This is a genomic window from Thalassobacillus sp. C254 (assembly GCF_001310615.1).
The window spans coordinates 1-24,198 of sequence record NZ_BAXQ01000005.1; the positions used below are offsets into that span (position 1 = coordinate 1).

Annotated in this window: 23 protein-coding genes and 7 pseudogenes; 20 read left to right on the top strand and 10 right to left on the bottom strand. The window is 40.4% G+C overall.

What is annotated here, in order from left to right; all coding sequences use genetic code 11:
- A partial coding sequence (locus JCM19033_RS25185) for a hypothetical protein (RefSeq protein WP_269758016.1) occupies nt 1-197 on the top strand: 197 nt, incomplete at its 5' end.
- 114 nt (nt 198-311) lie between these two features.
- Here the strand turns inward: JCM19033_RS25185 and JCM19033_RS24130 are convergent.
- The 4 genes and pseudogenes from JCM19033_RS24130 to JCM19033_RS23270 form a co-directional block, all read right to left on the bottom strand.
- Entirely contained in the window at nt 312-485 is a 174-nt protein-coding gene (locus tag JCM19033_RS24130; RefSeq protein WP_198153434.1) for a hypothetical protein, read from the bottom strand.
- 54 nt (nt 486-539) lie between these two features.
- Nucleotides 540-2,506, bottom strand: a pseudogene (locus JCM19033_RS06935) (aconitate hydratase).
- A gap of 126 nt (nt 2,507-2,632) precedes the next feature.
- The gene (locus JCM19033_RS24135) at nt 2,633-2,812 is read right to left on the bottom strand and encodes a hypothetical protein (protein WP_054635778.1); all 180 of its coding nucleotides are present in this window, start codon (nt 2,810-2,812) and stop codon (nt 2,633-2,635) included.
- Entirely contained in the window at nt 2,809-2,973 is a 165-nt protein-coding gene (locus JCM19033_RS23270) for a hypothetical protein (protein ID WP_157049779.1), read from the bottom strand. The genes JCM19033_RS24135 and JCM19033_RS23270 overlap by 4 nt, the downstream gene beginning before the upstream one ends.
- 155 nt (nt 2,974-3,128) lie before the next feature.
- Between JCM19033_RS23270 and JCM19033_RS06945 the strand changes: the two genes are divergently transcribed.
- Complete coding sequence (locus tag JCM19033_RS06945; protein ID WP_054635779.1) at nt 3,129-3,335, top strand: hypothetical protein; 207 nt, start codon at nt 3,129-3,131, stop codon at nt 3,333-3,335.
- Nucleotides 3,336-3,428: 93 nt separating this feature from the next.
- On the opposite strand, the pseudogene JCM19033_RS06950 reads toward JCM19033_RS06945, so the two are convergent.
- Nucleotides 3,429-4,877 (bottom strand): annotated as a pseudogene (locus tag JCM19033_RS06950) (alanine/glycine:cation symporter family protein).
- A 275-nt stretch (nt 4,878-5,152) separates the two neighbouring features.
- Here JCM19033_RS06950 and JCM19033_RS06955 point away from each other — a divergent pair.
- The 3 genes from JCM19033_RS06955 to JCM19033_RS06965 all read left to right on the top strand — a co-directional run bounded on the left by JCM19033_RS06955 (nt 5,153) and on the right by JCM19033_RS06965 (nt 9,010).
- Nucleotides 5,153-5,758, top strand: coding sequence for a TetR/AcrR family transcriptional regulator (locus JCM19033_RS06955; RefSeq protein ID WP_054635780.1), 606 nt, complete (start codon nt 5,153-5,155; stop codon nt 5,756-5,758).
- 84 nt (nt 5,759-5,842) lie between these two features.
- Nucleotides 5,843-8,428 (top strand): YhgE/Pip domain-containing protein, encoded by a 2,586-nt coding sequence (locus JCM19033_RS06960; protein ID WP_083465309.1) that lies wholly within the window; start codon nt 5,843-5,845, stop codon nt 8,426-8,428.
- A gap of 354 nt (nt 8,429-8,782) precedes the next feature.
- Nucleotides 8,783-9,010: a DUF378 domain-containing protein gene (locus tag JCM19033_RS06965; protein ID WP_054635782.1), complete on the top strand. Its 228-nt coding sequence runs from the start codon at nt 8,783-8,785 to the stop codon at nt 9,008-9,010.
- Between the two features lie 81 nt (nt 9,011-9,091).
- Here the strand turns inward: JCM19033_RS06965 and JCM19033_RS06970 are convergent, their stop codons facing one another.
- The gene (locus JCM19033_RS06970) at nt 9,092-9,322 is read right to left on the bottom strand and encodes a hypothetical protein (protein WP_054635783.1); all 231 of its coding nucleotides are present in this window, start codon (nt 9,320-9,322) and stop codon (nt 9,092-9,094) included.
- A gap of 345 nt (nt 9,323-9,667) precedes the next feature.
- Between JCM19033_RS06970 and JCM19033_RS06975 the strand changes: the two genes are divergently transcribed.
- The 7 genes from JCM19033_RS06975 (at nt 9,668) to JCM19033_RS06995 (ending at nt 14,415) form a co-directional block, all read left to right on the top strand.
- Nucleotides 9,668-10,969, top strand: coding sequence for an ArgE/DapE family deacylase (locus JCM19033_RS06975; protein ID WP_306301266.1), 1,302 nt, complete (start codon nt 9,668-9,670; stop codon nt 10,967-10,969).
- 129 nt (nt 10,970-11,098) lie between these two features.
- The gene (locus JCM19033_RS06980) at nt 11,099-11,404 is read left to right on the top strand and encodes a hypothetical protein (protein WP_054635784.1); all 306 of its coding nucleotides are present in this window, start codon (nt 11,099-11,101) and stop codon (nt 11,402-11,404) included.
- A gap of 117 nt (nt 11,405-11,521) precedes the next feature.
- Nucleotides 11,522-11,809 (top strand): hypothetical protein, encoded by a 288-nt coding sequence (locus JCM19033_RS06985; protein WP_054635785.1) that lies wholly within the window; start codon nt 11,522-11,524, stop codon nt 11,807-11,809.
- Nucleotides 11,810-12,074: 265 nt separating this feature from the next.
- Nucleotides 12,075-12,527 carry a hypothetical protein gene (locus JCM19033_RS25190; protein ID WP_269758017.1) on the top strand — a complete coding sequence of 151 codons (453 nt, stop codon included), beginning with the start codon at nt 12,075-12,077 and terminating at the stop codon, nt 12,525-12,527.
- 59 nt (nt 12,528-12,586) lie between these two features.
- Nucleotides 12,587-13,105, top strand: coding sequence for a PAS domain-containing protein (locus JCM19033_RS25195; protein ID WP_269758018.1), 519 nt, complete (start codon nt 12,587-12,589; stop codon nt 13,103-13,105).
- Nucleotides 13,106-13,127: 22 nt separating this feature from the next.
- On the top strand, nt 13,128-13,715 hold the full coding sequence (locus JCM19033_RS25200) for a sensor histidine kinase (RefSeq protein WP_269758063.1): 588 nt from the start codon (nt 13,128-13,130) through the stop codon (nt 13,713-13,715).
- Complete coding sequence (locus JCM19033_RS06995) at nt 13,696-14,415, top strand: response regulator (RefSeq protein WP_054635786.1); 720 nt, start codon at nt 13,696-13,698, stop codon at nt 14,413-14,415. The genes JCM19033_RS25200 and JCM19033_RS06995 overlap by 20 nt, the downstream gene beginning before the upstream one ends.
- Nucleotides 14,416-14,466: 51 nt before the next feature.
- Here JCM19033_RS06995 and JCM19033_RS07000 read toward each other — a convergent pair.
- A pseudogene (locus tag JCM19033_RS07000) lies at nt 14,467-15,797 on the bottom strand (CitMHS family transporter).
- 472 nt (nt 15,798-16,269) lie between these two features.
- Here JCM19033_RS07000 and JCM19033_RS07005 point away from each other — a divergent pair.
- From JCM19033_RS07005 to JCM19033_RS24140, 5 genes and pseudogenes are all read left to right on the top strand, one after another.
- Entirely contained in the window at nt 16,270-16,908 is a 639-nt protein-coding gene (locus JCM19033_RS07005) for an O-methyltransferase (protein WP_054635787.1), read from the top strand.
- A 526-nt stretch (nt 16,909-17,434) separates the two neighbouring features.
- A complete protein-coding gene (locus JCM19033_RS07010; RefSeq protein ID WP_269758019.1) occupies nt 17,435-17,839 on the top strand; it encodes a thioesterase family protein in 405 nt (134 codons plus the stop codon).
- Between the two features lie 142 nt (nt 17,840-17,981).
- Nucleotides 17,982-19,205: pseudogene (locus JCM19033_RS07015) on the top strand (FAD-dependent monooxygenase).
- Between the two features lie 8 nt (nt 19,206-19,213).
- A complete protein-coding gene (locus JCM19033_RS07020; protein WP_157049780.1) occupies nt 19,214-19,609 on the top strand; it encodes a hypothetical protein in 396 nt (131 codons plus the stop codon).
- A 41-nt stretch (nt 19,610-19,650) separates the two neighbouring features.
- Nucleotides 19,651-19,791, top strand: coding sequence for a hypothetical protein (locus JCM19033_RS24140; protein ID WP_198153435.1), 141 nt, complete (start codon nt 19,651-19,653; stop codon nt 19,789-19,791).
- Nucleotides 19,792-19,972: 181 nt separating this feature from the next.
- Here JCM19033_RS24140 and JCM19033_RS07025 read toward each other — a convergent pair whose 3' ends face one another.
- The 3 genes and pseudogenes from JCM19033_RS07025 to JCM19033_RS28010 all read right to left on the bottom strand — a co-directional run.
- Nucleotides 19,973-20,614: an IclR family transcriptional regulator gene (locus tag JCM19033_RS07025; RefSeq protein ID WP_054635790.1), complete on the bottom strand. Its 642-nt coding sequence runs from the start codon at nt 20,612-20,614 to the stop codon at nt 19,973-19,975.
- A 5-nt stretch (nt 20,615-20,619) separates the two neighbouring features.
- Entirely contained in the window at nt 20,620-21,237 is a 618-nt protein-coding gene (locus JCM19033_RS07030; protein ID WP_054635791.1) for an IclR family transcriptional regulator, read from the bottom strand.
- Nucleotides 21,238-21,357 (bottom strand): annotated as a pseudogene (locus JCM19033_RS28010) (helix-turn-helix domain-containing protein); the annotation flags it as partial.
- Nucleotides 21,358-21,556: 199 nt separating this feature from the next.
- Here JCM19033_RS28010 and JCM19033_RS07035 point away from each other — a divergent pair.
- The 3 genes and pseudogenes from JCM19033_RS07035 (at nt 21,557) to JCM19033_RS07045 (ending at nt 24,118) form a co-directional block, all read left to right on the top strand.
- A pseudogene (locus JCM19033_RS07035) lies at nt 21,557-22,491 on the top strand (fumarylacetoacetate hydrolase family protein).
- 12 nt (nt 22,492-22,503) lie between these two features.
- Nucleotides 22,504-22,839 carry a hypothetical protein gene (locus JCM19033_RS07040; RefSeq protein WP_054635792.1) on the top strand — a complete coding sequence of 112 codons (336 nt, stop codon included), beginning with the start codon at nt 22,504-22,506 and terminating at the stop codon, nt 22,837-22,839.
- 174 nt (nt 22,840-23,013) lie between these two features.
- Nucleotides 23,014-24,118, top strand: a pseudogene (locus JCM19033_RS07045) (cupin domain-containing protein).
- The last annotated feature ends 80 nt before the right edge of the window (nt 24,119-24,198 follow it).

Genomic DNA, 24,198 nt, shown 5'->3' on the forward strand with positions numbered 1-24,198 from the left:
TACGGAAGTTAAGCTCTTCAGCGCCGATGATAATTGGGGGGCAACTCCCTGTGAAAGTAGGACGCTGCCAGGCGGTAAAAGCACCCATGTTGTGGGTGCTTTTTTGGGTTTTCAACAATGTAATGGCTATAGAGAAAACATTATACCCTTGTATCTGGCTGCTGCCCCAGGGTGATCACAACAAGAACCAGGGGTAAGGGCTTCGGCAGGTAATATGAAACGCACTTGGCTGACCTGGTTTTATTAAAAAGTAAAAAACGGAAACCAGCAAACAAAAGAGCCCCTTCAGAAGCTGGGCTCGTGTCTTTTCTCTACTCTAACGTTCTATTCATTTCATCGACTGAAAATGGCTTGTCTGGTTCGGGGGTCTCATCCATGCTGAATACCCCATCTCCTCCGCACACGGTACAATGGTATTGCCATTCTTCATCATCCATAAGAAGGCCGGATCCATCGCAGGCTTTGCAAATACTGTCTCTGTTCATTAGGGTCAGCTCCTTTTCACTCATTTCTTTTTACGAATCCAACGCTTTTTGTGTTTAGGTGGTAACTTCTTTCATTTTTACTTTTGCTCTTTCCTTCACCCAGTTAATAAGACCGCCTTTGAGTATAATTTCAATTTGGCGAGGAGATAGGGCATGTTTTACTTCTATTTTTTTATTTTGTCCTTCAATCACGCCATAGAGAGGCTTGTTATTTTTCAGGGAATCAATGATATTGGAAAAGCGAATGACATCACCTTGTTCAATATTGTTGTGGTCCTCTTCATGCACAAAGGTCAACGGTAAAATACCAAAATTTACAAGGTTTTGCCAGTGGATTCTGGCAAAGTCTTTCACTAAGGCAACACGCATGCCAAGATACCTAGGGGCGAGAGCAGCATGTTCCCGGCTTGACCCTTGCCCATAATTAAATCCCCCAATGATCATGTGTCCTCCTTGAGGTTTTACTCCCTTAGCCCGGTTATAATAGGTATCATCTACAATCTCAAATGTAAATTTGCTGATTTCAGGAAGATTGCTTCGATAAGGGAGAACTCGTGCACCTCCAGCCAATATTTCATCAGTAGAAATATTGTCTCCCATTTTTAGCAAAACGGGGAGTACCAGCTCATCTGGCATCGGATCCATTTCAGGAATGGAGGCAATGTTAGGGCCTTTGTGAAGCTCAACTTCTCTTGCTTCTTCAATAGGAATAGGTTCTTGAAGTCCCGCGTCTTGAGAAGGGTGTCGAGGTTCTTTGATTTTGGGATATTTTTCTTCCAGTGTCCTCGGATCAGTAATCTCTCCTTTTAAGGCTGAGGCTGCAGCTGTTTCAGGACTGCATAAAAAGACACTGTCCTCACGTGTTCCTGAACGGCCAGGAAAATTCCTTGGTGTGGTTCTTAGGCTGTTGCGTCCTGTGGCTGGTGCTTGGCCCATGCCTATACAGCCATTACAGCCAGCTTGATGAAGGCGGGCTCCAGCTGATAATAAACTTGCAATGTGCCCCTCATTAACCAGGTCGGTTAATATTTGCCGGGAAGAAGGATTAATATCAAAGGAAACCCCTCTAGCGATTTGTTTGTCTTTCACAATTTCAGCAACCACTGCAAAGTCCCGGTAACCCGGATTTGCAGAGGAGCCAATATAGGATTGGTAAATCGGTTCTCCAGCGATATCGCTGACAGGCACCACTTTCCCCGGGCTTGAGGCTTAGCGATCAATGGTTCAATCTCAGACAAATTTATCTTCTCGTGAATGTCATAGTTTGCTTTTGAATCTGCTGATAATTCAACCCAATCGCCCTGTCTGTTTTGTGTCTTTAAGTAACGCTTAATTTCTTGATCCGAAGGGAAAACGGTGGAGGTGGCACCAAGCTCAGCCCCCATGTTTGCAATAACATGGCGATCCATTGCTGTTAAATTCTTTAAGCCGGAACCGTGAAACTCAATGATTTTCCCGACTCCCCCTTTCACATCATGGCGGCGCAGCAGTTCAAGGATCACATCTTTGGCACTGACCCAGTCTCTAAGTTCTCCAGTTACTTCAATCCCCCAAATTAAAGGCATTTTTAAATAGAAAGGTTCCCCGGCAATGGCCATTGCCACATCAATTCCGCCAGCTCCCATAGCAAGCATGCCCATGGAGCCGTTTGCACAAGTATGGCTGTCTGAGCCCAAGAGTGTTTTTCCCGGTTTGGCAAGCCGCTGCATGTGAACAGGGTGACTGATCCCATTGCCAGGCCGGCTGAAATAAAGACCGAATCTGCGAGCGGCGCTTTCTAAAAATAAATGATCATCAGGGTTTTTACTGTCTTCTTGGATTACGTTATGGTCAACATATTGAGCGGAAGCTTCGGTTTGTGCCCGGTCCAGATTCATTGCTTCTAATTCAAGCATGACCATTGTACCGGTTGCATCCTGTGTGAGTGTCTGGTCGATTTTCAGGCCAATTTCCTCTCCTGCTTTCATCGTACCTGAAACAAGGTGAGCTTTGATTAATTTTTCTGCAGCCGTCATAGCCATAAAAATACCCTCCTGCCAAGTAATAAGATAGATCATATTACTTCATATATTTAGCAGAAGGTGTGGAATTATACTTTGGTAATCAGACGCAGAAGTGAATATATACAAAAACTATATCCTTTAAGGTTATCTTTTGGTTAAGTGGAGGTTTTTGAAATGCATCCAGCTTTTCTGCATCAAAGCAGCAATATCTCCTTCATATTTGTTTTTCTCTTGGAGGGTACAAGAAGTATTTACTTTTTCCCTAAGCTTTATTATCGTGGAAATATCTGAATGACTTAAATGATCAAATGGTCTAAATTTCATATACTTCTCTTCCTTTCCCGCAATGCAGTGTGGTAAATATCCCATTCTTTTTCTTCTAGAGAGTAGAGTTCTACCATGCTTCTGGCGTTTTCTTTTTGTTTTTGTATGGTTTGCAAAGCGTGTATTTCCTCATTTGTAAATAGTCCTTTATCAGCTTTCATCCTTAATACTCCTTTCAAAACAGGAATGAATAATGCTTTTGCTGTCAGGATAGGCATTTGAGAAGGCGTATATACATAATGGAGTCATAATAGGAAATAACTGGGTGGTGATGATAGAGGAAAATCGTGAAAGCTAAAAAGAGGAGGTGAAAAAAGTGAAAAAAGCCAAGAAGAAGTTTAAGCTTCCAACCCAGGCAGATGCAAAGGGGGAAATTGGAGTAAGAACCGGATCAAGCAGTAATCAGCCTTTTACTCGCACAGAAGAGATAACCGGGGATTCAGTCGATGCACACCGGGAGATCGAAGTGGCAAATGAGGATATTGCGAAAGATGAGATTATGCAGGTTTATAATAATTCATAGGACCTGAAGGGACACCGGCAATCGCGCCGGTGTTTTATTTGTATTATCAGTGAACAAAATAAAAACTGCTTCCGTAAAGAAGCAGTTTTACAATTATTTATTTGATGTGTTTTTTTCCGGTTTGTTATCCCAGCTTTCAATATTTTTAAGCCCTTCAATGCTGTTTCGGTAAAAGACAGGATCATCTCCTTGGTCTCGCTGGGTTTGGTAATCTTTCAGTGCTTTAAAAGCAATTCTTCCCAGGATAGCGATGGCAATAAGGTTAACAGTAGCCATCATTCCCATAAATAAATCAGCCATGGACCAGATTAATTCTAATTCACTCATCGCACCGACCATAACCATAATAAGAAACGCAATTCGGAAAAGAAGAAGATAAATCGGCTTTTCTGATATAAACTCCACGTTTGTTTCTCCGTAGTAGTAGTTACCAAGCAGTGAACTAAAAGCAAAGAAAAAGATTGCTATTGTGACAAACAGTGAAGCCCAATCCCCAATGTGGCTGTCATGGCTGCTTGTGTCAGCTGTATGCCTTCCATTTCGCCCACAGTATAGATATCGGTAAGGAGAATAAGGAAAGCAGTAGCACTGCAAATAACGAGAGTATCAATTAATACACTGAGAGACTGAATGAGTCCTTGTTTGACTGGGTGAGAAACATAAACGGTAGCTGCAGCGTTTGGCGCACTTCCCATCCCGGCTTCATTAGAGAAAAGGCCGCGCTGTACTCCGTTCATAATAGCTGCTCCCAAACCACCTCCGACAACTTCCTGAAGACCGAAAGCATTGCTGAAGATCAAGGAAAACACAGCAGGAAGCTCAGTAATATTAATGATCATAATGATTAACGAAACAAGAATATAAGCGATGGCGAATACAGGAACAATCACTTCTGCGACAACTGCAATCCGCCTGATCCCGCCAAAAATTATGATACCAATTAAGAGGGCGACGATCATTCCAACCCATACAGGACTAATCCCATAGGCGCCGACAAAAGCATCTGTAATCGTATGTGTTTGAACGGCGTTAAAAATAAGCCCAAAGCAAAGAGTGATTAAAACGGCAAAAAATAGACCAAGCCATCTTGCTCCCAAGGCCTTTTCTATGTAATAAGCCGGCCCGCCGCGAAATCCGTCTTTGTCTTTTACTTTATAAATCTGAGCCAACGTACTTTCAATAAATCCTGTAGCAGCACCAATTAAGGCGATGAGCCACATCCAAAAGATAGCCCCTGGCCCACCTAATGAAATGGCAACAGCTACCCCGGCCAGGTTTCCTGTACCTACTTGCAGCCGTGCTTATGGCAAATGCCTGAAATGGCGTGGTTCCTTTGCGTTCTTTGAACGCTGTACGGTCTGTTCCTTTAAAGAGCTGGCGAAACATTTCACCTAGCAAACGAAACTGAACAAATTTTGTGGCAAAGGTAAAATAAAAACCTAGAATAAGAAGAAGGGCTATAAGTATGTAAGTCCAAAGGAGATCGTTTCCCAGCCCTACAAGCTCTCCAAGCCACGTATCATTCCTGAATAAATTTTCCATCTGATCAACCTTTCCTAATATAGTAGACAACCATTCTTCCAAAATCACCCGGAATTGACAAGGTTTATTAGGATAAGAGGAATACAGGCTGAGCGGAGCAAGAACTGTTTTTAGAAATCATCTATTAAATTCCCCTTATTTTGAGCAAATAAACCATATATCATAATTTAAAATCGTAGGTATTGACAAAAAAGTGTTGCTTTTGACTAGGAATTTGGATAGAGTAAAAAAGTGACTGAAACAGAAAACTGGTCAGTTAAGAGGAGTCTGTCCTTATGCTACAAAACAAAAGAGAGATGATTGTGAAAGCTGCTGCTTCCTCTTTTTCCATGTTTGGTTACAAGAAAACGACAATAGATCAAGTGGCTAAGTTGGCTAACATAGGAAAAGGAACAGTTTACACTTCATTTGAAAGTAAGGAAAACTTGTTTGAAGCCGTGCTCGAACAAATACTGCAAGAAATTCAGCATGTATTTGATAATTCCATTGACCCTGAGAAGGAAGTAGAGGAGAACATTTCCGTTGCACTATATGAAATTCTTACCTATAGAAAACAGCATCAGCTGCTGTTGAAGCTAAGCCAGGAAGTATCAACGATTGGTTCAGCAAATGCGAAACAGGCTTTGGAAAAAGTGGAGAAATTCATTATTGAGTGTATTCAAAGGCTGCTTGAAACAGCGAAAAACAATGGAAAGATCAATGTAGATGATCCTCACATCACGGCGTTTGTAATTTACAAGCTGTATATGGCTGTGACTGTGGAATACTCTGAAATTTATGAGCCATTAGGAAAAGATGAAATTGTACGGTTATTTAATAAACATTTAACAAGAGGCATTTTAAGTAAGAACAGATCACAAAGTCTATCATCAAAGCAATAGGGCATTAAGATCTTCCTGTTGCTTTTCCTTTCTTTGGATAAGAAAACGAAGTGAAATTTTTTTAGACTAAAAATGACCAATTGAATGAAATGGTCAAAAATGGAGTGGGGAATTATGAAAGGGTACACTGGAGAACTCAAAGGCATCATTACATCTAAGAAATTGTTCATTGCAATCATTGGCATTATTCTAATGCCTTTGTTATATGGAGGGCTTCTCATTTGGTCGTTTTGGGATCCATATGGTCAATTAGAAAATTTACCTGTAGCTGTTGTTAATGAGGACACAGGAGCGGAGGTTAACGGAGAAAAAATAGAAGCTGGGAATGATTTTGTTAAAGAATTATCCAAGGATTCTTCTCTTGCCTTTGACTTTGTATCAAAGGAAGAGGCCCAAAGAGGATTAAAAGACCATTCCTATTATTTTTACGTGGAAATACCGAAAACATTTTCTGAAGAAATTGGCTCGGTTACAGAAACATACCCAGCCCAGGCAAACATTTATTATGATATTAATGAAGATTATAACTATGTATCTTCTCAAATTGCCGAAACGGCTATTGAAGAAATTGAGCAGGAATTGTCTGGAGCCTTAACAGCAGCCTATGTTGAAATTGCAAACGATGCTTTTAGTGAGCTTACTCAAGCTGTTTCTGCCTTACAAAAAGGGTCACTTGATGTTGCGGAAGGGAACCAAAAAGCCGAAGAAAATATAAGATTACTAAATGAGGGCCTGGTTTCTTTGACGAAAGGTTCAGAAGAGGTCGATAAGGGAGTTTATGAAGCAGCTTCGGGAAGTAATCAGCTTCTGACTGGAGCAGAGGAGGTGCATTACTACCTCCATGAGTCAGAGGAAGGAAAAGAAATAAAGGAAGTATTTGAATTAGCAGCAGAGAAAACAGAAAAAGGTATTGTTCTGCTTGAAGACTCAGATGCTGAAGAAATAGGTGACTCCTTTAAAAAGGTAAACAATCATCTGGGGGAGATCCATGGGCTCCTTGCACAGGCAGATGACTCTATTCATGATATCACTGTAAAGGCAAGCGAGGTTCAGCAAAGGACAGAGGAGATTTATGAGGAGATAGATAAGGTACTTTATACCGTGGAAGGTCATGCGTCCAGTCTTACTTCCTCAATTGATGAAATCTCGACAGCACTACTAGAATGGGAGGAGTTTACTAAAAAGATTGAAGGAAAGATGGAGGACCCACTGAATGCACTGGAGGATATTCATTATCTGCTGAAAGAGTTACCATCTCTCCTGGATGAGGAGTACCCGGAATGGAGAGAAAGCGAGGAGTTAACAGCATGGTACAACAATATTACCATGCTTTTACCTGAACATGAGGGAGAGGAAATACAGCAGGCGTTCCAATCGATGCAGGAGCAAGTGCGAGAAATTGAGGAAGGCATGGCGACAAAAAAGGAAGAAGTAAATCAAGTATTAGCTTCAGTTGAAGAGGATGCTGCTGAGTACCGTAATACGATCAGTCATTTTAATAAAGAAATCCAGCAAATGAGTGACGAACTGATTTTATACCTTGAAGATGTCCAGGGAGTTATTCAATCAGCTCAATCTTCACTGCCCCACAGTTTAAATGAAGGACAGATGGAAGAAGAATTGGAGGTCATGAATGATTCAGTGCTGGAAGTACTATATGATGTGCACCATGGGTTGTCAGATATTGAATCCTTTTATGAAGGGGTTGTTGTAGCGGAAGAAGAAGCGTATGAAGGAATAAAAGCTTTAAACAATGGTTTACAGGCTCTTGAGACAGGTTCAACAGAGCTATCGAACGGGCTTGGGGAGGCAGAAGAGGGTGGCATTGAACTCGCAGAGGGTCTCAATGAGTTACGTGATGGATCTGAAGATTTAAATGCCAGCTTAACAAATTTAAGTGACATGTTGATGGATTATACACCTTCTGAAAACCAGGAAAAAATGGTAGCAAATCCTGTCCAGTCAAAAAGCCCCTCTCCAGCTGCTGATTATTCTTATGGAGAAGGTCTCACTCCTTACTTTTTGTCTATTGGCCTGTATGTGGGCGGTCTCACACTTTCTATTATTTACCCTTTTCGTACCCCGTTGGCTTCTCATGAAAATGGGTGGCAGTGGTTTCGCGGGAAGTTTGGAGTTGCTGTAACAGTCGGTATTTTACAATCTATGCTAGTGGCTGTATTCTTGCTTTTTATTATTGGCCTGTCTGTTGAAAATACTGCTGGGTTTATTTTATTTAGCCTTTTTACAAGTATTGTATTTGTTTCGATCGTCTTTTGTCTCGTGGGTATACTGGATAACCCAGGTCGTTTTATAGCTATCATTCTCCTGATTCTTCAGCTTGGCGGAAGTGCAGGGAGCTTCCCGGTTGAACTGCTTGCCTCTCCCTTGCAGAGTCTTCACGGTTGGCTTCCCATGACCTATTCCGTACTGGGGTTTCGAGCGTCTATCTTTATGGATTCTACTCCGCTGTTAGTAGAAAGTGTCTGGAGGCTTTCTATAATGATGGGAGCTGTTCTTCTTGCTTCCACCTTCTTTTATCTAAAAAATACAAAAAACTTTGCTTGCCATTTTTGCCCCATGAAGATAAATCATTTGATAGAGCTGCCTGATTCAAGGCGGCTTTATTTTTTGACTAGCAAGGTATTTGGAGAGGGGGCCTGCATAATCTGAACCTTCTAAAAAAGAACAGCAATAGCTGTACTCATTTCACTCCTTTTGTGGGGAGACATGAAATAGGGAGAATAATGATATAAGTCATAGGAAGCAAGGAGTGCCATAGTCTTAAATCATACAAATGTCATAGTTTGAGTTTGATCGACAGGATGTAATGGTATAAGGAGGATGTAATAAGAATGAGGGCCTAAAGGAAAAGGGAGCAGGCTGATATAAGAGGGCCTGGTTCTATAGATTTGAGGCGTCAATGGGACCTCATTCTTAATTTTCGACCTAGCTCAGGTAAAACCAAGGAGCTGGATACTCCTTGATTTTATAAACTAGTAACTTCAAACCAAAGGAGGTCATAAAATGGGTGCAGTACAAAAAACAGCCTTAGTGCTGGTCATCATTGGTGCAGTCAATTGGGGACTTGTTGGATTCTTTGGATTTGATCTTGTAGCTGCAATATTTGGCGGCCAGGAAGCTATTCTATCCCGCATAGTGTATGCGGTTGTCGGTTTGGCTGGGTTGTACAGTATTTCTATACTATTTACTGAAAAATCCTTTGAAAAAAGCCCGCAAACGCAAAATAATTAAGTAGTTTGTATGAGGAGAACGTTCCCGTGTTAAGGGACGTTCTTTTTACGTAATTGATATTCTACCTATTATATTGTCTATTTACATAAAAGTTAAAAAGAAGTAGATAGCACTAATAATCAGTCCCAAGGCAGCAAGACATCTCGCAATAATTTTTAAGTTGTACTGAGCAGGGTCATTAATTTTCCCAGTAATAAAAAGGGCAAGAACAGCTGAAATGACTGCAAACACCACTGGAATAATAAGAGAGAGTACACTTAAAATTACGGCCATAACAGCAAGGCCTTTTTGGCTCGAGGTTGTTTCCATCATACTGTTCCTCCTTTCAAAGTATTTAGGAAGAAATTTACAAATTGAAGGGTGTGTGGGGAAGGTTTGAAATAAAAACACAACACCCAAGCATACATATAAAAGAGCAAAAGTATGATATTTAGTAAGAAGAACATGATCGCAGTGTGAAAATCCTGTGATCACCTGGGAGCAATTACATTTCATTAAAAAAGCTAGTGTTACTCTATCATATTTGTCCATTGATAGAAACAAGAATCCCCTCTAAGAAAGCAAGGGACAGAGAGGGGAGGATTTTTTTAGAAGATAATAGGTGACAAGCATAAAAAAGATTCTTCTGCCAGTCTTATAGATAAAGGAGGAGATTTAGTGAATCACGGTAAAAATAAGATGATGAAAGAGATCTATGAGAAGGTTGATGATCTATGGGAAGAGGAGGTCAGATTTCTTCAGCATATAGGCCGTTTTCCAAGCACCTTAGGGAATGAAGGAGCCTTGCAATCATTTTTCGCCAATTATTTTAAAAATGAACTGAAGCTTGAAGTGGATTCATTTGTCCCTGATGTTAAGGAGCTTTCTGTTCATCCTGCTTTTTCTGTGCCGGAGTGGTCTTATGAAGGGCGGCCGGTAGTGATAGGCAGCAAAAAAGGAAAAAGGAAGAAGACAGGGAAAAGTTTAATACTTCAAGGACATGTAGACGTAGTCAGTCCTGAGCCTTCTTCAGCCTGGGATTACGATCCGTGGGGAGCAACCATTGTCGGGGACAAAATGTATGGCCGGGGAATACAGGATATGAAATCAGGAATTGCTGCTATGATCTTTGCCTACAGAGCGGTAAAAGAAGCGGGTTATGAGCTTGGAGCAGATCTGAGTTTTCAAACGGTCATAGAAGAGGAGTGCACAGGAAATGGGGCACTGGCAGCCTTAATGAGAGGATACAAGGCAGACGGAGCTCTTATTCCGGAACCCTTTGCTCAAAAGGCCGTTATTTCACAAATTGGAGTAATTTGGCTTCGAGTAAAAGTAAAAGGTTCAGGTGCCCATACCGAACGAGCCTACCAGGCTGTGAATGCCATCGAAAAGGGATATATAATAATCAAAGCACTTGAAACATACAGAAACTATATAAATAATCGACGTAAACATAAAGATTATAAGGATCATCCTCATCCCTTAAATGTTAACGTCGGAACATTTCATTCAGGTGACTGGCCTTCAAGTGTGCCCTCTGAATGTGTATTAGAAGCCAGGGTAGGTTTTTACCCTGATGAAAACCCGGCTGATATAAAACAAGAAGTTAAGAGGTGGCTGCTGGAAGCCGCCGTAAAAGACAGCTGGCTGAAAAAAAATCCACCGGAGATAACCTTTTACGGCTTCCACGCTGATGGTGTCTCACTCGATCAATCCTTGGAATTGTTTGAAGTGTTAAGAAAAAGCCATGAAGAGACTTCCCACACACCTTTTGAAACAACCTCTATTACTTGTACAACGGATATAAGGTTTTTTAATTTATATTTTGGAATTCCGGCTACATGTTACGGTCCTGCCGGGGGCAATATGCATGGTAGTAATGAGTGGGTGGATCTGAGAAGCATGAAAGAAGTGACAAAAGTGTATTCCCGCTTTCTCACTCATTGGTGCAATGCAGAAAAAGAAAATAAACAGGCGTGAAGAGGGCATTTATGTATCCAGCTTTCCACTTTTTCTTGCTTCTTTGAATGCTTATCTATTTATCATCTTGCAACTTGTAATTATTTTCATATAAACCTTATAATGGAAGAAACGGAAGGAGGTAAAGATGTGATCAATCTCTTTAAGAATGGAGAGTTATTATATGAAGTACAAGTGGTGCGGAGAACAAAACCACGCAGAGTTCGTCCAAGAATGCAAAAAGCAATGAGTGTCACCTACCCCTTAGGCAAAGGAAAGCTGATCCCCGGACAAATCGAGTTTATGACTCTCGATCCTCTTCCAGAATATCCTCGTTACAGTATTGAAATGGGTGGAAACGATTATCAAATTGAAATCATACATCAGGACAAAAAGAGAAAAGTCTATACTGCGAATTATTATCCAGCCGCTAATCAGGTTCTTGAAGGCCCGTAAGCAACTTCCTCTGTTTTACAAACAAATTTTTCTCTTACTCTAAGATTAAAAACACACGATGAAATCAATTCTTTCATCTGATAAGGCCCTTATTCAACACAATAAGGAGGGATTATTATGGAAAAGACTATCCTTCGCTTTTTTGAAAAACACCGTCCAAAGTTTTACCCACTTGGAGATGAATGGTGGTATGTTGAGCGCAAAAAAAGTGCAATAGCGTCTTTTGTGTTTTCCTTTAAACGATACATGGATCCTTCTACTCTTCCAAAGATAACTGGTTTTTCTGTTGTTATTGATGCGGGGAGTGCAAGAGAGTATAGGTTTGGATCCGTTGATTACGAATACACGAATGAAGATGGTGAGACTATACAAGTTGAGTTATTTAGCGGGAACTTGCATAAATAATCCTTCTTTACCAAGTTCAATGGAAAAAGCGGAACACAGGCAGCTGGGTTTATTTCACAGGAAGATAAGAAAAGGAAATAACATAAGCAAGGATTTGTTTTATAGACCTGAGGTGCTGTAACAGCGGCGTAGGTCTTTTTATTTTGGGTCATAGCAAATAACTGTACAAGAACATCACTCTTCTAACAGCAAAATGTAGTAAAATAAATCTCGGAACCTTATTAGAATAAGAAAGGATCAGGTTATGCACCAGGTAAATAATAGAATGCCTTTTTCTAATAGAATCCCTGCCTACCGGTTTACATTATTAAAGAAAATGATCATATTAATCTGCTCCTTGATCATCTTCATGCTGGTTATCCTAGGATTTTATACAAATGCAAAACACTCAGATACGGTGTCAGAGCAAATTGGCATTCGAGCGCTGAGTGTGGCTCAATCTGTGGCAGAAATACCAGAAGTACAGGAAGCGTTCTCATCATCTTCTCCTTCCGAAGTAATTCAACCGATTGCAGAGGCCATACGCACTCAGACAGATTCTGAATTCATTGTTGTTGGAAATAGAGATGGAGAACGATATTCTCATCCTAATGAAGATCGAATTGGACAGACAATGGTAGGTGATGATAATGACCGGGCTCTATACTCTGGTGAGTCTTATGTTTCTGAAGCAACAGGCTCTCTAGGCCCCTCGATCCGTGGGAAAGCCCTATCATAACAGCTGAGGGTGAAATAATCGGTGTCGTTTCTGTTGGTTTTTTACTTGACGATGTTGAAATGACGATCGGAAACTATGTAACAGAAACGTGGTATTGGATTTTTCTTTTTATGCTAATTGGAATCATTGGCGCTACTTTAATTTCTCTTCACGTGAAAAGGTCAATCCTGGGTCTTGAACCAGAAGAAATTGGACGTCTTTTCCAGGAAAGAGAATCGGTATTCCAATCGATTCACGAAGCGATGATTGCTGTAGACCGCCGGGGCATCGTTACGATGTGTAATAACCAGGCGGGAAAACTCCTTCAGGTGGAAAGTGATAAGGTCGTTGGAAAATATATAGAGGACGTAATCCCTCACACTCAACTGGCAGAGGTTTTGGAAACGGGAGAGAGACAATTCAATAAAGAATTGTGGGTCAATGAAGAGCGGTTTATCGTTAACAGAGTTCCCATATACTATGAAAATAGATTAATGGGGGCTGTGTCAACCTTCCGAAATCGTACGGAAGTGGAAAAGCTGGCTGAAGAGCTTTCAAACGTTAAACAATATTCAGAAGCTGCGGGTTCAAACCCATGAGTTTTCAAATAAATTAAATACAATATCAGGCTTTCTTCAGCTGAATCAAACAAAAAAAGCTGTTGAATATATAAACAAAGAAAGTAAAGAGCAGCAAGAATGGATTCATTTCTTCATTCGCAATGTCAGTGATTCCTATGTAAGTGCTGTTTTATTAGGTAAATTAAATCGAGCCCATGAACTGGGTATTAAAACGGAAATTCATCCACACAGTGAATTAGTAACACAGCTTACAGAAAAACAAAGAGATGGGTTAGTAACAGTGATCGGGAATTTGTTTGAAAATGCATTTGATGCTGTGTTAGAAGGAGAAAATGACCCTGTTATCCATGTGTTTTTTACTGATATGGGCCATGACATTCTTTTTGAAATTGAAGACAGCGGCCCGGGTATTGCAAAAAAGCATATAGAAAAGGTTTTTCAGAAAGGATTTACAACGAAGGAAGGCACTCACAGGGGAATAGGCCTCGCCTTAGTACAGCAGATTTTAGAAGAAGCAGGGGGAGAATTATCTTTAGAGACGAGTGAGCTGGGCGGTGCCTGTTTTATTTTTACAGTCCCTAAAGAGTTGAAAGCAGAGGGTGGTCAATATGAGCAACTCGTTAACTAAGAAGAATATATACAATGTATTTATCATTGAGGATGACTTTCGTGTAGCCAATATAAATAAACAGTTCGTAGAAAAGATCTCAGGATTTCAGGTGGCCGGCATTGCAAATACCGGAAAAGAAACACTAGAGTATCTGGAAGAAACAAGTGTGCTCCCTGATATCATATTATTGGATGTTTATATACCTGATGTCGTGGGATTGGAATTGATGTGGAAGATCAGGAAACAATACGCCGGCATTGAAATAATTATGGTAACGGCAGCCAAAGAAGCAGATACCATTAAACAGACAATGCTAGGGGGAATCTTTGATTACATTATTAAGCCAGTTGATTTTAACCGGCTCAGCCAGACCTTTGAACGGTACGTTGAAAAGCAGAAACTACTTGATAGGAAACAGGAAATCACACAAGAAGAGCTGGATGCGATTAGAGGAATTAAGGCTTCGCCTGAAGAGAGAGAAGGTGGAGACGAGAAGCTTCCCAAAGGAATTGACCCCTTGACCTTGGAAAAAGTGGTAGTAGTCCTTGAAGAGAGCAGAAACAATGGATGTACAGCTGTGCAAGTAGGTCAACATATTGGAACAAGCCGATCGACGGCCAGAAGATATTTAGAGTACCTGGTTGTCACAAATCGCGCAAAAACGGAGTTAATTTATGGGGAGGTAGGAAGACCAGAAAGAAGGTACATTAAAACCTAAACAAATAAGGAGAGTGAAAAACGCCCCGCAACTTTTGCAGGGCGTTTTTCCTTATATAGAAATGATACCAATCATGATAGCTGCGGCCATTAAGACCAGGCTGAAGCCCCACACCCAGAATATAGAATACCTGATATGTTTCCCCATTTCACAGCCGGCAAGCCCGAGAGCAAGCCATAGGCAGGGGCAAAAGGACTTACAAATGTTCCAATGATATTTCCAATAATCATGGCGTAAGCAGCAGAAAAAGTGTCTACTCCGTAACCTGTTACAATTTGTTCCACCACAGGAAGGAGTGCGAAATAGTAGGCATCAGTGTTTAGAATCAATTCAAAAGGAACACCAAACGCTCCAATGACAAGATGTAGATAAGGAACGATAAACGCGGGTAAAATAGCTACCATGTCGACAGCAATTGAATCCAGCATCCCGGTTCCGCCTAATATTCCCAGGAAAGAGCCTGCAGCGAGGATAATGCTGGCCATGAGAAGAGCATTTGGTGCATGTGCTCTTATGCGATCCATCTGGTCGCTTACTTTCGGGTAATTAAGCGGCAGAGCAATACTTAAAGCGATCATAAAGACAAAACCTGCTGGAATCTCTCCCCAGACCAGTGCTGCGATCATTCCTAATGTAAGTAAAAGGTTTAACCAGATTAGTTTCGGACGTGCCCACTCGTTTGTTTTTTCTTCCGCAGGCTCATTAATGTCGGCCGCTTCTTGGGCAGACGCTGCTTCTAAATGAGCTGACTCGGTTTCACTAAGTTTAGCAATGCGACGCTTTTCACGAATTCCTAAAATTACAGCCATTCCTATCAACAGCACAAGAGCAATACCCTGCAACGGAATGAGGGGTCTCCATAATTCAGTAGGATCCATTCCGAGTACTGCACTCGTACGACCCAGGGGACCAGCCCAAGGGAGCATATTTAAAATACTGGCTGCTGTACCTACCAATAAGAGAAGGAGGTACGGGCTCATTTTCAGACGTTTGTACAAAGGGAGCAAGGCAGGAATGGTAATAAGAAATGTAGAGGCTCCTGAACCGTCCAAATGGGCGACAGCAGCGATGATAACGGTTCCGACAGCCACTGCAATTACATTTCCTTTAGAGATTGCAATCATCTTATTTATAAAAGGGTCAAACAATCCAGCGTCTTGCATTATTCCAAAAAAGAGAATAGCAAAAATAAACATGATAACAACGTTAATAACGCTGTCAATTCCTTCACTAAAGAATTCTCCAATTTCAACTATCCCAAACCCGGCAAACAGGGCTCCAATGATCGGAACCATTACCAAAGCAATGATTGGTGATACTTTCCCTTTAAGAAGTAAGGCAACGATCGTGATTATTGTAGCAAATCCAATGATGCTTAACATGCAGATTTTTCTCCTTTCATAACTTACTAAAATTTCAAGAAAACGCTTTCACACATACAAGGAATATTCACTTTTTTCGAAGTTTCTGATATGTATAACAATTTATCATGCCTGTACAAAGAGAGAATAGATTATGTATCTAAGAAAAATAAGAGACAATAACCGTATTTTGTTCATATTGTTCACAGGGAGGAATAAGCTACCAAATGACCATTTACTACGCTCAGTCGGATGGAAGACTTATAATATTGAAATACATTTAATTAGTTGAAAATCATTTTCAATTAGGTTGACGTTTTTTATACTTTTGTTTACATTTAAACTGTTACAGAGTTCACACCAGAATTTCAGTCTATTCATCAAGTTAGTTGATAACGAAAAGCCATTGATATGGTAATCAAAGAATGTAGTCAAATGATTTGGATTGAAAGCTAGCTGTAAAAGAGGGAAAGCAGGAAAGGAAATGGTTAGTATGAACAGAATGAATGATTATATTGAGTCAGTATTTCTTACCGAGGATCCTTTGCTTGAAGAAGTGATTGCATCCATAAAAGATAACGGTATGCCAGACATTTCTGTCTCTGCCACCTCTGGTAAGTTTCTTACAATGCTCATTTCAATGTCTGGCGCTAAAAAGGTATTAGAAATAGGAGCGCTTGGAGGATACAGCGGTATTTGCCTTGCCAGGGGTTTTGGGTCAAAAGGAACATTGACATCCCTGGAACTAGAGGGAAAATATGCAAAGCTGGCAGAACGCAATCTTACTAAAGCGGGCTTTGGAGACCAGGTTACATATATAACAGGGGAAGCATTGAAATCTCTTGAACAGCTTGTAAAAGAAAAAGAAAAATTTGATTTTTTCTTTATTGATGCTGACAAAGAAAATTATAATAATTATTTAGATTACAGCCTAAGGCTCGCAGAACCTGGGGCATATATTGTGACAGATAATGTCCTTGCAGGCGGCAGTGTTGCAGACCAGAGTGTGAAACCTAGACGGTACACCGAAGTAATGAAGCAATTTAATCAAACAGTAGCTGAACATCCTTCGTTAGAGTCCCTGCTTATTCCACTTGGGGATGGGCTCACTGTTTCAAGAGTAAAGAATTAATAAAATATACCCTCCTTTTTAAGACGGAAAAAAGAATAACTTATTTTAGCTTTTTGAATAACAGAGAGTTACGATGGGTATTGAACTGTATAAAGTATGCTATTCACTTAACCCCAGGGCAAAGGACAAATATATATTACACCCTTAACAAAAGATCAACCACCAGATTAATTTTGGTGGTTTTTTATTGACTTTGTTACATTTTAGTTTCGATTTTGGTTAATAGAAGAGCACTTGTACCCTTCATGCTTCACTTTATTTTCATTAACAAGATTTTTTAATAAGGCGTTTTGCGTTTTTAATTTCAAACAAGTAACTATAAAAATTAACATTCACCTTTAACAGATTTCTTTTTGTTAATCATGTTTAGTCAACCTTAACAGCTAAAGGCAATAGAATAAAAGTTTGATGGATTTGTAAATGAAGTGTTAATTTTTTAATGATTTCGTATAAAAGAAAATGTACATACCAGTGATAGTAAAAATAAAGATAACATTCAGTTAACACAAGAGAGAGGATGAAAAACATGAAGAATACTTACCATATTAAAGTACGATGGGGCGACACCGATGCAGCAACTATTGTGTATTATCCTAACTTTTATAAATGGATGGATGAAGCAACGCATGAATTTTTTGAAGCAGCTGGTTATTCAACTCCTTCTCTGCAAGAAAATTACAAGATCCAACTCCCTTTACTCGAAGCTGCCTGCACATTTAACGCTCCATTAAAGCATAATGACAAGGTGCAGGTCATTACTTTTATCGAAGAGATAAATAGGAAGGTACTTAGATTTCGTCATGAATTTTTAAAAGATAATTCCGTTATTGCCAATGGATATGAAAAGCGAGCATGGACAACAGTGGAAAACGATCAGATGAAAGCCGTGCCAGTGCCGGATTTCATTAAAGAAGCTCTGATCACACAGTGAAAACATTCATCGATTGTTTTGCTTTTCTAAAGAAGAAAAATGCTAGCATCCCACATAGCAGAAAAACAGTAAGACGAACGTTTTATTATGATTACACTGGTAGTAGAAAGCGATTACATTAGTCGGTAAAGGGGAGAGAAAAATGAGCAACCATAGAGATGTGATTGTAGCTGGAGCTGGGCCTGTAGGTTTGACGGCAGCTCTCGCTTTAAAAAACAGGGGATTTCATCAGTAGTACTAGAAGCAGATCCGTTCGGGCATCCACGCCCTGGCAGTAGAGCAATTTATCTTCATAACCATAGTTAGAACTATTGGAAAAAACGTCCTCCGGACTTGGTTTCACACTAGCTCGTAACGGAATAGTATGGCCGGTAAAGAGAACTCTTTATAAGGGCAAGGAAGTATACAAGAAAAACTACGGAGTTACAGATACGAATGATTCGGACAAGCTACCTCCTTTTACAGCTTTACACCAAGATCAAATTGAAAAACATATTTATAATGCATGTATCGAAGCAGGAGTAGAATTTAAATGGGGAACACCTATTGAATCGTGTCAAACTTCCAAGGAAGGTGTCAAGCTAATTACTGCGGATGGAGAAGAATGGAATGCGAAATATTGTATTGGTGCAGATGGTGCTCGCTCTGTGATCCGCCAGTCTACAGGTCTGAAGTTTGAAGGTCCACGTACAGCAGATACATTTCTCGTAGTAGATATTGAAGAAGACCAGGATAATCCTTTGCCACTAGAACGTATTTTTCATTATCAGCACCCCGCTATGGGTGGTCGTAATGTGATGCATGTACCGTTTAAAGGTGGTTGGAGGTAGATCTTCAATTACTTCCAGAAGATGATCCAGAAGAATTTACAGAAATTGAGGGAGTTAAAAAATGGCTTCCTAAAGTCATGGATCCAAAATACGCAGAGCGAATTACATGGGTTTCTTCTTACCGCTTTAATCAAGTTGTTGTTGATTCATTTACTGATGAACACCGGCGTGTCTTACTTGCAGGAGAAGCAGCACATTTATTTGCCCCATTTGGAGCAAGGGGTTTAAACTCGGGGGTTCCTGATGCCCTGATAGCGGTAAGAGGGATTGATCAGGCTTTAAAGGAAGAAAACCAGGAGCAAGCAAGACTAAAATCTATTGATGCATCAGCTATTGAGCGTCGAATTGCTGCAAAATGGAACAGGGACGGCTCTTCTACCGCTCTTCATCATTTACAAGGAGACTCACCAGAAATGAATTTAAAAAGAGAGGTAGCAGCTTCCTTAACTGCGGTAGCTCCGAAGCTTGGCAGGTGGTTGGATGAGGGACCTTACGGGCCAAAGTTCGGGCCGCCAGAATTAACAACAAAATATTAAGCGAAAGGATGATAATGTTGCAGACGGTGAAAAATGAAACCTATGGCTTTAGGCCAAAAAGTGAGCAAGCCGCCGAGCTGGTTGATCGAATTCATCGTATAAACTGGTTTTCAGCCGTCGGCTCCCCAAATGCCGATGTGGAAAGAGAGATAAACCAGTTTACGAAGTTATTAAATGTGAAGCAACCAAACTTAGAGTGGGTCAGTTTGAAGGATTTACCCGAAACCATAAGTACATTCAATGTCTCAGGAAGTGACGTTTGGGAGGTATTATATCACCTGCCGGACCGTATAGCTGAAGAAAGTAAATGGACTAGAAGAATGGATATTATTGATGAACTTGTATACCATATACCTGAACTTGTCTACGTAAAAGCGTTTGATAAAGCATTTACAGTTTTTTAGATGAAAAAACTGTCGCTTTTGTCTCTACGCATGTGATGTATGTGAGTGTGTTGGCATGCCTGTGGGAAGCGTTATCTGATAGAAAAGGTTGGGCAGAAAACCCTTTTAATTCTATTATTGCGATATTAGAAGCGGGATATTTCCCGATTGGTCCTAATGGAAGTAAGTTTTTAATTTGTTAGATAAGGATGACTGATTTCAAAAGTAAACCTTTTGAAATCAGTCATTTTTTATATATTACCATAATATCCTAATGCTTCTGAAATTTCATAGGCTGTTAATCTTAATTGTTTCACATAATAGGAGTACTGTTTTTGTTTCAGACGATTTGTTTGAGAAACCAGTGTTAATGAAGAAACAACATTATAAGAATAATCTGATAGGGACGGAGATACTGGTGTATCCTTCAAAGTATTCCCCTTCACTAATAGCAACGCCTTCTGCTGCTATCGTTGAAAGCCTAGAACGGATTTTTTCGGGGTCTGTGATGGTGTAACGGGTGAAACGATAGAGTGGTTCAGATAGAACACGTTCTTGATAAGAGCTCTCTTGAAATGCAAGCAATAACAGCCCCTCGCTTGTACAATGAACCGGACTTTTTCGTCCTTCTTGGGTGACAAGGTGTTCAGGGGCTTTCCGATGCACCCGGTAATAATACACCACATGCTGCTCTTCAAGAAGGCAAATATGGCAAGTTTCATCTATCTTCCGAACAAGCTGTTCTACATAAGGAAACGCCTCTCGGTAAATTTCTTTATGAACAGAAATAACACCACCGAGTGTAAGCAAGGCTAAGCCTAAACGATATTTTCCTGTACGAGGGTTTTGAGATAGGAATCCTTCTTTTCTTAACGTTGTAATTAACCGATGAGCTGTGCTTTTTGGTACATTCGTTTGACTAGCAATGTCAGTAACACTCAGTTCCTTGTTTTTATTAATTTTAAATATATTTAGAATTCTCATGGCATTAGTGACTGAAGAAAGACGATATTTTTCGGAGGACATAACTCTCATCCTTTACGTAAACTTGCTGATTGTCTTTTCTTAATTATGGAAGACAAGGTCTGAACAGCTGTCATTGTATTTTCTATAAGCAGTTTTTTTCGTGGTTTCATACGTTGTGCTGGCCCAACAATAGTTATGGAGGCAACTACAGTATTGTTTTTATTATATACGGGAGCACTAACGGTAAATACATTGTCTTCATACTCCTGATTCGACACTGCATATCCGTCTTTTTTTATTTGTGCCAACTTTGCTTTTATTTGATTGGAATCGGTAAGAGTAAATCGAGTAAAAGATTCTAACGGTGGCGACAAAAATTGTTGAATCTCTTGTTCTGATTGATAAGCTAAAATAGTTTGACCGGCACTAGTACAATGTACGGGGGCTCTTTTTCCTAAATGGAACTCAAGTGAGTGATCATAGGGGCTTTCAATTTTTTGAAGACAAAAAACGTCCGTACTGTCAATGATATTAATCTGTGAACTTTCTCCCGTCTTATTCGTTAATTGTTGAAGTATGGGAAAAGATTCTCGAATGATGTGCATTTGTTCTGTTACTGTGTTTGTCAGTTCTAAAATAGATAAACCAAGTGTGTATTTATTGGTTTCTTTATTTTTTACCACAAAGCCCTCTTCTGCGAGCGAAATGAGTAAACGGTGGGTAGTACTGACACCTAACTGTAATTTTTCAGACAGTTCACTTACACCATACTCAGGCTGGCGATCAGAAAAGCTTTTTAAAATGCGAACAGCATTTTAAAGGCTGGTGTAACGATTGGTCATGTTTCCACTCCCAACTTTTTTTTGTTTTTTTTATCATACGTTCCGTATAAAAGAAAAGCAAGGTGGGTTTCGATGAAAAAAGTTCCTAGAATAGTAGTAGATAAAAGAAAAGATTAGACAGAGTTACTTGTCTATTACTCTATTACCGAGGTGATTGATGATGAAATTGATCCATTACAAACGAGGAAATGAGTCAAGACTTGCATGTATTCAAGAAAATAAAGTCATTGATTTACATGGAGCTTATGTCTCCTATTTGAAGGATAAAGGGGAACTACGGGCGGAATTGCTGGCAGAAGCAGAAGTACCCTCAAAAGCAGTTGGCTTTCTGCAGGGCGGTGAAAAAAGCATGTCTTTGGCACGTAAAGCAGTAGAGTATATAGAAAATAATGCATCTGAGGAAGAAAAAAAAGAATGGATCCTTCAAAAGAAGAAGTAAAGATTGAAGCGCCGGTGCAAAATCCCAGCAAGATTATCTGTGTCGGACATAACTATCAAGAACATATTCGTGAAATGGGTCGGGAACTTCCGACACATCCGGTGATTTTTGCTAAATTTGCAAACGCTATCATCGGGCCGCAGGATGATATCCCCTTAAAGTCTATTACCAATAAGCTGGACTATGAAGCCGAGTTTTCTTTCGTCATTGGGAAACGTGCAAAAGATGTAAAAGAGGAGGATGCTCTGGATTATGTCGCAGGTTACACGATTGTCAATGACATAAGTGCAAGGGATCTGCAAATGAGGACCTTACAATGGCTTCAAGGAAAAGGACTGGATGGCAGTGCTCCTATGGGACCGTGGCTGATCACAAAAGACGAAGTTCCAGACCCAGACTCTCTAGATATTTCTCTTAAAGTAAATGGGGAAGTAAGACAACAATCTAACACGAAAAACCTTGTATTTAATGTAAATCGCCTTGTAGCATTCCTATCAGAGATCATGACACTTGAGCCGGGGGACGTTATTTGCACCGGTACACCTGGGGGAGTGGGTGTAGCTCGTGATCCCCAAGTTTTTCTTCAGGACGGGGATACAGTCACAATCGACGTTGGTAATATTGGGACGTTAGAAAACACAGTAAGGCAAGTGTGAGGAGAGGTATACATGAAAAGTGGACAGGAATATGCAGATAAGATTGCAGGACAGCTCCAATTCTTTATTGATGAGTCTGCTTCCTTACAAGAAGAGCAAATCCGATGGAAACCCTCTGACCAAGAGTGGTCCATTATGGAGCTTCTCTGCCATGTAGAAGAATTCCCTCTATATTTTACGGGAGAGCTTGAAAATGTCCTGGCACATCATGCAGAAAAGTGGGGAAGAAATATGCAGCATCAAGGCCGGCTAGATGCAGTCGCTGCTGCAGATGATCGTCAGGTAGAAGATGTCATCAATGGTATCCATAACACGAAAAAACAACAATTGGTAGGTTACAAAACGTAAAAGAGCATGAGCTGAATATAGAGAGAGAACACAATATCCCTAAGTTTGGGACAAAGCCTATGTCTTTTCTTGTAGAGCATTTTTAGTAGAACATCTGGAAACTCACAAGAATCAATTTCAACGGATTATAACGCAGTATCAAAATAGACAAGAACATTAAAGGGGGATTCGGAAGTGGCTGAAAAACAAGCTTTCTTTGAAAGTGAACTTGTAAAAGATTTCAATAATAAAATTGAAAAAGATCATCTTGGCCCGCTATGGAGTGCAATACCTGAACTGGTTTCCAAAGAACCAAAGCCATTGGCTGTTCCTTATCTTTGGAAATGGGCTACCTTGAAGGAATACCTCTTGGAGGCGAAAGAGATATTCACACCTGAACGTGGAGGGGAAAGACGGGCAATTTACCTTCAGAATCCTGGCTTAAAAGAACGGGAGCCATGGGGATGGGGTGCTGCTACGCAAAATTTATACGCAGCAGTTCAGCTGATTCTCCCAGGGGAAGAAGCGCCTTCCCATCGGCATACCCAGAGTGCTTTGCGTTTTATTATGGATGGTGAAGGTGCCTACTCGGTTATTAACGGGGAACGGATGTTTATGAATGAAGGGGATTTTGTAGTCACCCCCCAGGGAATGTGGCATGGCCACGGTCATGAGGTACAGAACCGATGTTTTGGATGGATGTTCTTGATATTCCTTTTGTTTATGCGACCGGTGGGACTTTCTTTGAAGGACATCCTGATGGATTGGAGAAAGCCACTCACCCTGATAATTATTCCAGTAAGCAGTATCAAGGAGGACTCGTTCGTCCGAAAGCAGATCGTCAACCTAAAAAAGCACCGGTTGGACCTATACGTGGGCTCAGACAGAAAGTGCATTAAACGGGATGATGGAATATGAACCGGATGCCTACGATGGCTACACAGTGGAATTTATTAATCCCTCGACTGGAAAAACGGCAAACGCCAATATTGCTGCATGGATGCAAAGGCTGCCTAAAGGATTTCACTCCCAAGCTCACCGCCACACAAATTCGTCGATTTATTATGTTCATGAGGGTCGAGGCTATAGTGTGATTGATGGTGTTAAATTTGAGTGGGAGAAGGGAGATTTCTTTATCATTCCAAGCTGGTGTTGGCATGAACATGTGAATCTCGAAGATGGGCATTCCCATTTGTTTTCTGTTCATGATACACCTATAATGGAAAATTTTTCATGGCAACGTGAAGAAGAAGCGGACCATAAACAGGCTATTAAAAAAACATTCCAACCATATGGTTAAGGACAAAATGGATTTATATAAAGGGAGGAAATAGTTTTGGCTAATTATAAAGTGGGTGTGATAGGAGCCGGAAACATGGG